The 12,679-nt window shown below is 65.5% G+C and carries 15 protein-coding genes and 1 pseudogene; 15 read left to right on the top strand and 1 reads right to left on the bottom strand.

Translation table 11 applies throughout. The annotated features are described in order from the left end of the window. The first annotated feature begins 191 nt into the window (after positions 1-191). The 6 genes from ACFJI2_RS11160 to ACFJI2_RS11135 all read left to right on the top strand — a co-directional run bounded on the left by ACFJI2_RS11160 (position 192) and on the right by ACFJI2_RS11135 (position 6,182). Positions 192-1,595, top strand: a complete 1,404-nt coding sequence (locus ACFJI2_RS11160) for a class I SAM-dependent methyltransferase (RefSeq protein WP_377705054.1) — start codon at positions 192-194, stop codon at positions 1,593-1,595. Beyond that, positions 1,592-2,935: a sensor histidine kinase gene (locus ACFJI2_RS11155; protein WP_377705053.1), complete on the top strand. Its 1,344-nt coding sequence runs from the start codon at positions 1,592-1,594 to the stop codon at positions 2,933-2,935. Before ACFJI2_RS11160 ends, ACFJI2_RS11155 begins: the two co-directional genes overlap by 4 nt. Positions 2,936-2,963: 28 nt before the next feature. Next, positions 2,964-3,962 (top strand): response regulator, encoded by a 999-nt coding sequence (locus tag ACFJI2_RS11150; protein WP_377705052.1) that lies wholly within the window; start codon positions 2,964-2,966, stop codon positions 3,960-3,962. Positions 3,963-4,040: 78 nt separating this feature from the next. Continuing rightward, entirely contained in the window at positions 4,041-5,429 is a 1,389-nt protein-coding gene (locus ACFJI2_RS11145; protein WP_377705051.1) for an ATP-binding protein, read from the top strand. 34 nt (positions 5,430-5,463) lie between these two features. Continuing rightward, a complete protein-coding gene (locus tag ACFJI2_RS11140) occupies positions 5,464-5,796 on the top strand; it encodes a hypothetical protein (RefSeq protein ID WP_377705050.1) in 333 nt (110 codons plus the stop codon). A gap of 38 nt (positions 5,797-5,834) precedes the next feature. Continuing rightward, on the top strand, positions 5,835-6,182 hold the full coding sequence (locus tag ACFJI2_RS11135) for a GFA family protein (RefSeq protein ID WP_377705049.1): 348 nt from the start codon (positions 5,835-5,837) through the stop codon (positions 6,180-6,182). Between the two features lie 3 nt (positions 6,183-6,185). Here ACFJI2_RS11135 and ACFJI2_RS11130 read toward each other — a convergent pair whose 3' ends face one another. Then, positions 6,186-6,878, bottom strand: coding sequence for a LysE family translocator (locus ACFJI2_RS11130; protein ID WP_377705048.1), 693 nt, complete (start codon positions 6,876-6,878; stop codon positions 6,186-6,188). A 102-nt stretch (positions 6,879-6,980) separates the two neighbouring features. Here ACFJI2_RS11130 and ACFJI2_RS11125 point away from each other — a divergent pair, with 102 nt between their 5' ends. The 9 genes and pseudogenes from ACFJI2_RS11125 to ACFJI2_RS11085 all read left to right on the top strand — a co-directional run. Next, on the top strand, positions 6,981-7,934 hold the full coding sequence (locus ACFJI2_RS11125) for a helix-turn-helix transcriptional regulator (RefSeq protein ID WP_377705047.1): 954 nt from the start codon (positions 6,981-6,983) through the stop codon (positions 7,932-7,934). A gap of 97 nt (positions 7,935-8,031) precedes the next feature. Further along, the gene (locus tag ACFJI2_RS11120) at positions 8,032-8,793 is read left to right on the top strand and encodes a DNA/RNA non-specific endonuclease (RefSeq protein WP_377705046.1); all 762 of its coding nucleotides are present in this window, start codon (positions 8,032-8,034) and stop codon (positions 8,791-8,793) included. 11 nt (positions 8,794-8,804) lie between these two features. Continuing rightward, positions 8,805-9,056 (top strand): hypothetical protein, encoded by a 252-nt coding sequence (locus ACFJI2_RS11115; RefSeq protein ID WP_377705045.1) that lies wholly within the window; start codon positions 8,805-8,807, stop codon positions 9,054-9,056. A gap of 55 nt (positions 9,057-9,111) precedes the next feature. Continuing rightward, positions 9,112-9,582 (top strand): Lrp/AsnC family transcriptional regulator, encoded by a 471-nt coding sequence (locus tag ACFJI2_RS11110; protein ID WP_377705044.1) that lies wholly within the window; start codon positions 9,112-9,114, stop codon positions 9,580-9,582. Further along, positions 9,579-10,259 (top strand): LysE family translocator, encoded by a 681-nt coding sequence (locus ACFJI2_RS11105; protein ID WP_377705043.1) that lies wholly within the window; start codon positions 9,579-9,581, stop codon positions 10,257-10,259. Before ACFJI2_RS11110 ends, ACFJI2_RS11105 begins: the two co-directional genes overlap by 4 nt. Next, complete coding sequence (locus ACFJI2_RS11100; RefSeq protein WP_377705042.1) at positions 10,256-10,702, top strand: hypothetical protein; 447 nt, start codon at positions 10,256-10,258, stop codon at positions 10,700-10,702. The genes ACFJI2_RS11105 and ACFJI2_RS11100 overlap by 4 nt, the downstream gene beginning before the upstream one ends. Positions 10,703-10,738: 36 nt before the next feature. Beyond that, a complete protein-coding gene (locus tag ACFJI2_RS11095) occupies positions 10,739-11,491 on the top strand; it encodes a YoaK family protein (RefSeq protein WP_377705041.1) in 753 nt (250 codons plus the stop codon). Between the two features lie 46 nt (positions 11,492-11,537). Next, entirely contained in the window at positions 11,538-12,110 is a 573-nt protein-coding gene (locus ACFJI2_RS11090) for a helix-turn-helix domain-containing protein (protein WP_377705040.1), read from the top strand. Between the two features lies 1 nt (position 12,111). Then, a pseudogene (locus ACFJI2_RS11085) lies at positions 12,112-12,624 on the top strand (GNAT family N-acetyltransferase); the annotation flags it as partial. Positions 12,625-12,679: the final 55 nt, after the last annotated feature.

Here is a 12,679-nt window from a genome sequence, read left to right as displayed (position 1 = left end):
TGCTAATTTTATTTAGAAACAAATATTTCTTGATAAAAATCTATGATCTTTTTTACTACAAAGTGTGAGACTGGCAGAGTGGAAATGTTGCGATTTTCGCTAAGCGCGGTGTACACTCGACTACAAGGTTGCAGCAGCGCAAGCACTGCCATTCGTGAGGAAACCGCATAACCGGGGGAGTGTGTTCCAACGTGTATTCACAAACGCAAATCGATCCGGTCGTGAGTTTTCAGAATGCGCAGGGCGAGACGGTCAGGGCCACCATCGTTAATTTGCAGCGCCGCGCGCTGGTGATGGAGGTGTACAACCCATACTCCATCGTCCAGGCCAGTGAAGTGCTGAGCGAACTGACGATACGCATCGGCACCCGCTGCGGCTATGCGGGCAAGGCGGTGGTGGTCAGCATCGTCAACACCGGGCTGACCGCCGTGGTGTCGGTGACGCTAATCGACGAATGGCGCGAGCTGGGCGTGGCAGACGAGGCGGGCGGACCCTTGCCGCTTGCCGGTGCGGTTGGCGCCGCGGCGGCCCGATTCGTGGCCGACTGGGACGAACGCTTCCGCATCCGGCGCGATTACCAGATCGCCATCAATGAGACGCGCGCCTACCTGTCCGAAGTGGCGCGCTGGGTGGAGCAGCTGGATTTGTCGGCCGCACTGCCCAGGGAAAACGGCAGGCTGCGCGCCGATGTTTTCGCCGAACTGGCCGAGCCGCTGGTGCTGCGCACCAGGCGCTATTTTGACGACATCAACGCCGAAGCGGCTCGGGTGGAGGAAGAAAGCGCCGCCTCGCACCGCGCCTTCGCCCAGGCTGCGCTGCACCCGCTGATCCTGCGTGCGCCCTTCGTGTTCCGCACCTACACCAAGCCGTTGGGCTATGCCGGCGACTATCACATGGTGAACCAGATCCTGGACGATCCGCGCCAGGGGCCGAGCACCTACTTCCAGATCGTCAACGCAGCGTTCCTGCAGACGGCGGTGGCGGCCGCGCACCGCAACCGCATCGATATCCTGACCGCCTTCCTCAAGCGTACCGCCGATGCGGCGCGCGCGGCGGGACGGCCTTTCCGCGTGCTGAATGTGGGCTGCGGCCCTGCGGCCGAAGTGCAGCGCTTCCTGCGCGACTACGACGAGCCGCACTGGCTGTCCTTCGAGCTGGTGGACTTCAGCGGCGAAACGCTGGAGTGGACCAGCCACCGTTTGGGCGCCATCAACAAGGACCTGGTGCGCCAGGTGGCGATCCGCTTCATGCAGGACTCGGTGCAGCAGCTGCTCAAGCGCCGCCCGGATGCCGAGCCGGCCGGCGAGTTCGACGTGGTCTATTGCGCCGGGCTGTTCGATTACCTGTCCGACAAGGTGTGCGCGCGGCTGGTGTCGCATTTCACCGCGCGCATGCGCTCCGGCGGCCGGCTGCTGCTGACCAATGTCCACACCAGCAATCCGGAACGGCCGGGCATGGAACATCTGCTTGAATGGTATCTGATCCACCGCGATGAGCGAAAGATGCAGCAGCTGCTGCCGTCCGAAGCGCAGCAGCGCAGCGTGTACCTGGACGCCACCGGCATCAATGTGTTCGCGGAAGCCTGCATTCCATGACTGCGCAAGGCAGCTACGCCTCCGTGCTGCGCGCCTACCGCTTGCGCTTCAGCCGGGGCGGTGCGCTGACTGCAATTGCGCTGATCCTGCTGGGCACCGGCCTCGATTACAGCCTGTACCCGGAACATCAACTTGAATTCGCCGTGGTTCGCGTGCTGGTCGGCGCCGCGCTGTACGGTGTGGTGCTCGCCATGCGCACACCCTGGGGCGAGCGCAACGTGCAGTCGCTCACCTTCGGCTGGCTGCTGGCCCCGCAGTTGATGATCGCCTGGATGATCCAGCAAACCGAAGGCGCCAGCTCTATCTATTACGCGGGCCTGAACCTGGCCGTGTTCGCATCCGGGATCGCGCTGCCATTCAGCCTGTGGCAGAACCTGTCGCTCGGCGGCCTCACTTACCTGTGCTACTTCCTGGCCTGCTATCTGCATCCGGACGGCGTGCACGCGGACGGTCCGTTTGCCGTCAATTCCATTTTCCTGATCTTTACCGCGATTGCCAGCGCGGTGTGCACCTTCTACAACGAGCAGGCGCGTTTCATGCTCTACCGCCTGAAGGCGGAACTGGCCGACAACAACGCCCAACTCGAAGCCACCAACCGCGACCTCGCCGAAATCAAGGGCCAGATGCTGCAGCAGGAAAAGATGGCGGCGCTGGGTACGCTGGCGGCAGGGCTGCTGCACGAGGTGAACAACCCGGTCAACTACTGCATGATGGCGATCGATGTGGCCATCGAAGACCCGGCGGCCAGGGATAGTGAGCTGGTGAGCGAATGCCTGGCCGACGCCAAGCGCGGCATGCAGCGCGTGCAGCACATCGTGTCCGACCTGAAGACCTTCGCCTACCGCAAGCAGGACGCCGACCACTACAGCGCGCGCTTCATGTTCGAGCGCGCGCTCGATTCGGCGGTGCGCCTGGTGAGCCACGAAACCAAAGGCATCAAGATCCGGCGCGAACTGCGCGGCGACACCATGGTGCGCGGCGACGAAGCGGCCATTATCGGCGTGCTGATTAACCTCATCAGCAACGCCGCGCTGGCCATGCGCAAGCACGGCACCGCGGAGCCGGCCATCGACATCGTGGCCGACACCGGCGCGGCTGGCGAGCGCCTGACAGTGAGCGTGCGCGACAACGGCCCCGGCATTCTGCCCGAGCACCTGGGCCGCGTGTTCGAACCGTTTTTCACCACCCGCGAAGTGGGCCAGGGCCTCGGTCTGGGCCTGAGCATCAGCTACAGCGTGGTGCAGCGTCACGGTGGCACGCTGGTGGCCGACAGCGCTGCCGGGTTCTGGACCCAGTTCACCTTCGACCTGCCATGTGCAGCCCATCCATCGTTACCATGAAATTCCCGCGTTCAGAGAAGGAAAAAGCATGAGCGACACCAGTAAGCACGGCACGCCCGTTGCGGCCATACTCTATGTAGACGACGAGGTCACCGCCCTCAAATACTTCCAGCGCGCGCTCGGCACGCTGGCGCCCATCCTGACCGCCGCCTCGGTGGAGGAAGGCAAGCGGCTGCTGGACCAGCATGCCGATAGTATCGCCGTGCTGGTATCCGACCAGCGCATGCCCGGCGCCTACGGCAACGAGCTGCTGGTCTACGCCTGGGACAAATACCCGCATATCATCCGCATCCTCACCACCGCCTACGCGGAGCTGGATCACACGGTGGAAGCGGTGAACCAGGGCCAGATCCACCGCTACATGCAAAAGCCATGGGACATCTCGGCGCTGCGCATGGAGATGAAGCAGGCGCTGGACCTGGCCCGGCTACGCAAGGAACACGCCCAGCTGCTGCGCGAAAAGCTGCTGGTGCGCCAGCAGCAGACCGTCGCCGCGCGCATCGGCACCATCTACACGCTGAGCGCCAGCATAGCCGGCCAGGTGTCCTACCTGCCGGTGGACGCCTATCTGTCGGCCGCGCTGCTGGCGGGCATGACGCGGCCCGAACCGGACTGGCTGCTGATGGACTACGCCGACCTCACCGCATCCGAGGCGTTCCGCAGCGCGGCCTTCGGCCTGGCCGTGCGCGAGCAGCTGGCCGGGATAGCGCAGCGCTATCCGCATGCCGAACCGGTGCGGGCGCTGGAAATGATGGCTGAAGTGTTTGGCGACAGCTGCGCCACGCTGGGCGGCACCGGCGTGCTGTTCCAGCCGGGTGCCGGACTGGCCGAGTTCCTCGAAACCCCCACCGGCGACGTGCTGTCCTCGCAGCACGCGTTCTGGCTGGCGGCGCTCCTGTGGCTGGGGCGGCAGGGCTGGTCGCTCCAGGTGTGCAAGGGAGAGGGCGGCACCGTGCAGGGCAAACTGGCGCAGGCCGACAGCATGCTGACGCCGGCGCAACTGGCCGCCTGGGTGGAGCAGTTCTGAAAAGAACGGATGAAGCTTGCTAGCGGACCGGCGCCGGAGTATATTGATTTGGCAACTTTCAACGTTGGAGGACGGTCAGTGAGCTCACACGCTAGCGCAATTCCCGAGGCCTTCCTGGCCAAGTGGCAGAACACCACCAACGTCATGGCCGGTATTTTCGACGTTCCCGCCGGCTTGATCATGCGCGTGCTGCCCGAGCAGATCGAAGTGCTGGTCTCCAGCGACAGCGAGGGCAATCCCTACGAGGCCGACGAGAAGGCCCAACTGAACACCGGCTTATACTGCGAGACGGTGATGGCCACGCGCGGCCTGCTGCACGTGCCCAATGCACTCGAGGACGAGCATTGGCGCTGCAATCCGGACGTGGCGCTGAACATGATTTCCTACCTCGGCGTGCCGCTGCTGTGGCCCGACAACGAGGTGTTCGGCACCATCTGCGTATTGGATAGCAAAACGCGCAACTACCAGCACCGGTATGTCGAACTGCTGTGGGAGATCAAGAAGAGCATAGAGCGCGACTTCGTGCTGATGGAGCAGAAGGAACAGCTGGAAGCCAGCAATGCAGAACTGCGCCTGTCCATGCTCCAGCAGGAAGCCTTTTCGCTCAAGCTGGCGCAGTCCAACCAGGACTTGCACGCGGCGCTGATGCGGCTCACGTCCTTGCAGGACGAACTGCTGCGCTCCGAGAAGATGGCTGCGCTGGGCGCCGTGGTGGCCGGCATCTCGCACGAACTGAATACCCCGATCGGCAACAGCCTGCTGGCCGCCAGCACGCTGCAGTCGCGCGCGGCGGACTTTGCGCGGGAAATGGAACGCGGCCTGACGCGCAGCCGCATGCAGGAATTCGTCGGCACGGTGGAGCAGGGCGCCGGCATCCTGATGCGCAGCCTGGACCAGGCGGCCAAATTGGTGGGCAGTTTCAAGCAGGTGGCCGACGAGCAGGCGGCCGACGGCAGGCGGCGTTTCGATCTCGGCGAGATGGTGCGCAATGTGCTGCTTGAGCTGGACGAGGCGATCAGCGACAGCGGCGACCGTGTGGTGTGCAGCATCGGCCCCGGCATACAAATGGACAGCTATCCGGACCAGCTGGGACAAGTGCTGACGCAACTGATCGCCAACGCGGTGCAGCATGCCTTCCTGCCAGGCCTGGCCGGCACCGTCACCATCGCTGCCGAGCAGGATGGCAACGGCCATGTGGCCATCACGGTGCGCGACGATGGCCTTGGCATCCCGCAGGACAACCTGGCCCGCGTGTTCGATCCCTTCTTCACCACGCGCATGGGCAAGGGCGGCAGCGGGCTTGGGCTGCACATCGTGTACAAACTGGTCACCAGCACCCTGCACGGCAGCGTGGAAGTCAGCAGTGCCGAAGGGGCAGGCGCATGTTTCACCGTGACGCTGCCGATGTCGGCGCCGGTCGCGCTGCGCAAGCCCGATCGTGCGCCGTTGGCGCCGCCGATTTTGTAGTATCGGCACTATATTCACTGCCAGGAGTAGTGCCATGCCACGAGGAGCCAGCCCGAAACGGGAACGCGAGTACAACGAGCTTGAAGAGAAGTTCGAGAAGGAAGGCCGCTACAAGGGGCGCGAGGAGGAAGTGGCGGCACGCATCGTCAACAAGCAGCGCAAGGAAAGCGGCGAAACCAAGGAACAGAAGGGCAAGTCCGGCGACGAGGGACTGCCGATCAAGAACTACCAGCAGCTGACCGTGACCGAAATCCGCAGCCGCCTGGATGAGCTGACCGCTGCACAGGTGCGCAAAATCCGCAGCTTCGAAGCGGCGCACAAGAACCGCAAAGGCGTGCTGCAGGCGCTGGAAAGGCGGAGCAAATAGCGCTACACTGCCTGCACAATAATCTTGTGGAGACGACAATGCGCTATACCGGCAGCTGCCATTGCGGCAATGTGAAGTTCGAGGTGGAAGGCAACATCACGGGCGCCGTCATGTGCAACTGCTCCATATGCAGGCGCAAGGGCGTGCGCATGGCCTTTTTCCCGCGCAGCGCCCTCACGCTGCTCATGCCGGAAGACAAGCTGGCCAGCTACACTTTCAACAAGCACGTCATCCATCACCGCTTTTGCCCCACCTGCGGCATCCATACCCACGGCGACGGCGTCGACCCCAAGGGCAACGCCATGGCCGCCGTGAACATCAACTGCATCGAGAACATCGACGTCGACGCGCTGCCCGTTCAGCACTACGACGGCCGCTCGTTGTAGCATTCACCGCACCGAACGCCCGCCCACCACCAGCGTCACGTCGCTGGGCCGCCAATCGGGTGCCAGCTCGCGCAAGGCCTGGCTGGCGCTCAGCAGCGCAGTGAAGATCAGCAGCACCCCCATGGCGCGCGCCGTCACGACAGCGGCGCGCGGGTGCGCGCTGAACCAGCCGCTGGCCTGGCTGGAGGCAAAGGCCAGCGCACCGTAGACGCCCACCTGCGTCGCCGCCGTGATGGCGCCCAGCACCCCGGATTGCAGCCATAGCGGCCCCTGGTCCGTCCTCAGGAACTGCGGGAAAATGGCCAGCATGAAGATGTAGGCCTTGGGATTGAGCAAGCTGGTCATCATGGCGCGGCGGAAGATCACCGGCGGCGCCAGCACTTCGCGGCCGGTGGCGGGACGGAACACGCTGTCGCTGCGCAGGAAGCTGACGCCCATCCACGCGATATAGGCCGCCCCTGCCAGCAGGATCAAGTTGAACAGCCCCGGCCACAGCTTCAGCACCACGGCGATGCCCGCCGTCGCCATCAGCAAATGGCAGACGCCGCCCGCGACGATGCCGCCCACTGCCGCCAGCCCCGCGCGGCGCCCGCCCAGGATGGAGCTGGCCATCACATAAGCCATGTCCAGTCCCGGCAGCACGATGATGCCGAATACCACAATAAAGTACAGCCACAGATTGGTGCTTTGGTCCATTTGAGTCTCCCGTGCGTTTCCGATGCGCCGTTTGAGGCGATGAAGCAGCATAAAGTACAAATAGGGCAGATTCCGCCCTGATTCTCTGCTATCTTTCTTGCCATGTACCATCCAACCACCCGCGTTCTGGCCGTGCTGGAACTGCTGCAAACCCATGGCCGCCTGAGCGGCGCGGAGATGTCCCGTCGCCTGGAAGTGGACGGCCGCACCTTGCGGCGCTACATCGTCATGCTGGAGCAGATCGGCATCCCCATCCTGAGCGAGCGGGGACGCCACGGCGGCTACGCGCTGATGCCCGGCTTCAAACTGCCGCCCATGATGTTTACCGACGACGAAGCGCTGGCGCTGTCGCTCGGCCTGCTGGCCGCGCGCAGCCTCGGGCTGGCCGAAGCCGCGCCTGCGGTGGCCAGCGCGCAAGCCAAACTGGAACGCATCATGCCGGCCGGCTTGAAGCAGCGCGTGGGCGCCATCGACGAAACCGTGCGGCTCGACCTGGAGCGCGCCACCGCACCGCAGGACAATGCCGCGCTGGTCACGCTCAGTTCGGCCGCCCAGGCGCGCCAGCGCGTGCAGCTACGCTACAAGCCGCCCGGCGCCGCCGAAACCGAGCGCGGATTCGACCCCTACGGCCTGGCCTTCTACGACGGCTGCTGGTACGCGGTCGGCCACTGCCATCTGCGGCAGGACATGCGCACTTTCCGGCTGGACCGCATCGTATCCGCCGCGCCGCTGCCGCACGGCTTCGCGCGCCCGGACGGCTTCGACGCGCTGGCGCACCTGCGTACCTCGCTGGCCGCCATGCCGCGCGCCTACGCCGCCACGGTGCTGCTGGAGACCGACCTGCGCACCGCGCAACGCTACCTGATGGACGTGATCGGCCTGTTCGAGCAAACGGACGAAGGCGTCCTGCTGCACAACCAATCCGACGACCTGGCCTGGTTCGCGCGCGAACTGGCCAGCCTGCCGTTCGGATTCCGCATCATCTCCCCCGACTCCCTGCGCGCCGAGCTGAACACGATAGCGCAGCGCCTGTCGCAAATCGCCCGCGTCCGCTAAAATGCGCCGCCCCCTCGCCAAGCGAGCTGAGCCGCATTCGGGGTCTGACCCCGAATGCGGCTCAGTCTGCTTTCGAAACACACACATTTAGGGACTTATGATTCAGAAGTTGATTGCCGCCGGCGCGTTGGCGCTGGCGTCGGGCTGGGCGTTTGCCGGCGCTTGCCCGTCTCATTATGTCGATGGCCGCGCGCCGGAGATACGCAACGGTAAGCTGGCTTCGGCCACCAGGGAGCTGTGCTACGGCGTGTTCGGCGTCATGCATTCGGGGATCACGCGCACGCCGCTGTGGTCGGCCGAGCATCTGACCTCCGGCGCGGTGGACCAGGCCCGTGAACTGGACCGCGAGAATTCCTTCCATCCGGAGCCGCGCCTGCCGCGCAGCGAACGGGCCGAATTGTCGGACTATGCGCGCAGCGGCTTCGACCGCGGCCACATGGCGCCCAATGGCGATATGCCGGACCGCGCGGCGCAGCGCGACAGCTTTACGCTGGCAAATATGGTGCCGCAGGATTCGGACAACAACCGCCAGGTCTGGGCCGGCATCGAGCAGGCGGTGCGTAAACTGGCGCGGAAGGAGGGCGACCTGTACGTGATCACCGGCCCGGCCTTCCTTGGCGGCGATCTGCGCAAGGTGGGCAACGTGCTGGTGCCCAGCCATTTGTACAAGGTGGTGTACAGCCCGCGCCAGCGCGCCGGCGCCGCCTACTTTGTCGAGAACAAGGCGGACGTGAAGTATGTCACCATGAGCGTGGCGCAGCTGGAGGCGAAGATCGGCATTGATCTGCTGCCTTCGCTGTCGGCGCGCCAGAAGGAGACCATGCTGCGCCTGCCGACCCCGAAAATCCGTCAACGCTAAAGGACCGACCCATGGCAAAGAAATTCATCCCTTACGATAACGAGGCGGACGTGCTGCATATTGGCGGCCTGATGGTGGAGAACCGCCTGGACCGCATCACCCTCTCGGGCGACATCGACCTGACGCTGGACAAGGCGGGCCTGGCCCACGCGCGCGCGCTGCACGCCTTGCTGGGCGACGTGCTGGCCAAGCTGGAGGCGCAGGCCTTGCCGGATAAATTGCCGGCGCCCGACGTAAAAACCGTTAAAAACCCGTTCGAGTAGTATGGTGATAGCGATTTTGCTTGCGATGTGATCTAAAGGCAGGCAAAATCGCTGCATGGATACTCACGACCTGCAAATTCTCCAGCTGATCCAATCCGACAACCGGCGCTCGGCGGCCGAGATCGGGCAGGAGATCGGCTTGTCCGTCTCGGCCGTCAGCGATCGGCTGCGGCGCCTGAACGCGTCCGGCGCCGTGGTCGGCAACCGCGCGGTGGTCGATCCGGCGCGCGTCGGCATCACCGTGTGCGCCTTCATCTTTGTCGATCTGGAGCCGCGCGCGGAAGAGGCGCTGTTCGCTGCGGCCTTGCGCTCCTTCGCCGAGGTGCAGGAGGCGCACCATATCACCGGCCCCCATTCGTGGATGGTGAAGGTGCGCGTGCGCGATACCGCCGCGCTGCAGCGCTTCCTGACCGAGCGCCTGAAGCCGGTGGCCGGGGTGCTGCGCACCGAGACCATCATTGCGCTGGACACGGCCAAGGAAACCTCCGAACTGGCCTTTGCCCAGGCACCGGGAGAGGCACCATGATCGACATGGGGGCCACCTTGGCGCGCGGGGCGCTGATCGGCTTTGCCATCGCCGCGCCGGTGGGGCCGGTCGGCTTGCTGTGCATACGCCGCACCTTTGCGCACGGCGCCCGCACAGGGCTGGCGTCCGGCCTGGGCGCGGCCACGGCGGATGCCATGTACGGCCTGGTGGCGGCGCTTGGCGTCAGCGCCGTGGCCGCGCTGCTGCTGGAGCATGCCGCCTTGCTGCGCATCGTCGGCGGCCTGCTGATGGCGGGCCTGGGCGTGGCCGCTTTGGCCCGCGCCCGCGCCATGCCGCCAGCATCCGCGCCGTGCGGCTCGCAGCTGCCGGCCAGCGGCCATGCGCCCGCATCGGCGCGCGGTGCGACCGCAGGCGGCCTGCTGGGCGCCTTCGGCACGACATTCGCGCTGACCGCGTCCAGCCCCATGACCATCCTGTCCTTCGCCGGCCTGCTGGCAGCGCTGGCGCCGCCAGACGGCAGCATGCGCGGCGGCCTGGTACTGGTGGCCGGCGTCTTTGCTGGCTCGATCGCCTGGTGGGCGCTGCTGGTCGGCGGCGTCTCAGCCAGCCGCAAGGCGGTGTCGCCCCGGATGCTGCGCATCATCGAGGCGGTGTCCGGCATTGCCTTGCTGGCCTTCGCGGCATGGTCCCTTATCACGGGCATGGCAATGGCATGAGCACCTTCCAATTTTCCAGCGACGCCCAGATTGAATCCATCGGCATGCAAGTGCTGGCTTGCACGCTGCCTAAGGCCGAATGGACCCATGCGGCGCACCTGGCCGCCGCTGCCTGGATCATCGCAGTCCGCAACGACCTGCACGCAGCGCGCGACATGCCGGGCATTATCTCCGCCTACAACGAAGCCTGTGGCGTGGCAAACACGGACACCGGCGGCTACCACGAAACCATCACCCAGGCCTCTCTGCTGGCGGTCGCCGCCTTCCTCGACGCGCAGCCGCGAGGCGCCACGCTGCATGCCGCCTGCAACGCCTTGCTCGCGTCCCCCTACGGCAGCAAGGACTGGCTGCTGCGCCATTGGTCGCAGCCCGTGCTGTTCTCCGTGGCGGCGCGGCGCGGCTGGGTGGCGCCCGACCTGTTGCCGCTGCCATTTTCCGGTTGAGCTAAGGCGGAACGGTGCTAAAGTATCGGGCAGACCATGCCTATCCATTACGCCCGTAAACCCACTGGCAGCCAGCGCAGCGCCGACGGTAACCGCCACCTCGGCGTGTTGCTGTGCTTTGTCGCCGGCGCCATCAACGCTGGCGGCTTTCTCGCGGTGCGCCAGTACACCTCACACTTGACCGGTATCGTATCCGCCATGGCGGACGGCCTGGCGCTCGGCGCCTACAAGCTGGTCCTGCCCGGCTTGGGCGCCTTGCTGTCCTTCGTGGCAGGCGCGGCCTGTTCGGCCATCATGGTGAACTATGCGCGGCGCCGGAAAATGCACGGCGAGTATGCGCTGCCCCTGTTGCTGGAGGCCGTGCTGCTGCTGGGCTTCGGCGTGCTGGGTGCGCGGCTGGCGGGCGTCGCGGGGCTGTTCGTCCCGCTCACGGTGATGATGCTGTGCTTCATTATGGGGCTGCAGAATGCACTGATCACCAAGGTGTCCAAGGCCGAGATACGCACTACGCACATCACCGGCATCGTCACCGATATCGGCATTGAAGTCGGCAAGATGCTGTACTGGAATGGCGCGCCGCAGCCCGGCCGGCACGAGGTGCGCGCCAACCACGAGCGGCTGCGGCTGCTGGTGGCGCTGGTGTCCGCGTTCTTCGCAGGCGGCGTAACCGGTGCGCTGGGTTTCCAGGCCATCGGCTATTCGGCCACGGTGCCGCTGGCCTTGCTGCTGGTGGCGCTGGCGATCGTGCCTGCGATGGACGACCTGATGGCGCGCGCCTCCGCCAAGTAAAAAGCCGCTTGCATGGCTGTCCAATATGTTGGATACTTTATCCATCATGACGGATTCCTCTCTGCATTTACTCATAGCCCAGCGGGTGCGCGAACTGCGCGCTGCGCGCGGGCTGTCGCTGGAAGCGCTGGCCAGCCATTGCGGCGTAAGCCGCTCCATGTTGTCGCTCATCGAGCGCGGCGAGAGCAGTCCCACCGCTGTGGTACTGGAAAAGCTGGCGACCGGCCTGGGCGTCACGCTGGCGTCGCTGTTCGAGGCGCCTGCGGCGGCAGGCGAGCCGGTGTCGCGCCGCGCGCAGCAGCAGTCCTGGCGCGATCCGCATTCCGGCTACGTGCGGCGCAACCTGTCGCCCGCCGGCGTGGCTTCTCCCATCCAGCTGGTGGAAGTGGAGTTTCCGCCGCTGGCCCGCGTGGCGTATGAAACCGCCGCGCGCGAACCGCAGGTGCACCAGCAGATCTGGGTGCTGGAGGGGGTAATCGACATCACCTACGGCGATGAGTTGTTCCGGCTGGACGCGGGCGATTGCTTTGCGATGGTGCTGGACCGGCCCATGGCTTTCCACAATCCCACCGGCGACACCACGCGCTACGCGGTCGCCATCACCACTATCAGGAGCTGAGATGCGTGACTACGTCGTGCGCAGGCTGACGTCCGTCAGCGAGGCGCAAATTCAGGAACTGGCCGACTTGCTGATCGATTGCGTGGAGGGCGGCGCCTCGGTGAGCTTCATGCTGCCGCTGGAGCGGGACAAGGCGCTGGCCTTCTGGCGCAGCGTGGCCGATGGCGTGGCGCGCGGCGAACGCGCGCTGATGGTGGCGCAGGACGATAGCGGCATCCTGGGCACCGTGCAGCTGGTGCTGGCGCAGCCGGACAACCAGCCGCACCGGGCCGACGTATCGAAAATGCTGGTGCGCCGCAGCGCGCGCCGGCGCGGCCTGGGCGAGGCGCTGATGCGGCACGCCGAACAGGTCGCGCGCGATTGCGGCAAATGGCTGCTGGTGCTCGATACCGCCAGCCCGGATGCCGAGCGCCTGTACGAGCGCCAGGGATGGCAGCGTGTCGGCGTGGTGCCGGATTACGCATTGATGCCCGACGGCGCGCTGTGCGACACGGCCTTTTATTACCGCAAGCTGGAGCCGCTGGCACTGGATAATCCGGTCTGGAGCGCGCTTGCCGGCGGCGGGGCGC

Origin of the sequence: Pseudoduganella sp. UC29_71, from assembly GCF_042693265.1 — a bacterium.
GTDB lineage: Bacteria > Pseudomonadota > Gammaproteobacteria > Burkholderiales > Burkholderiaceae_D > Rugamonas.
This window is presented reverse-complemented; position numbering and strand designations above follow the sequence as displayed.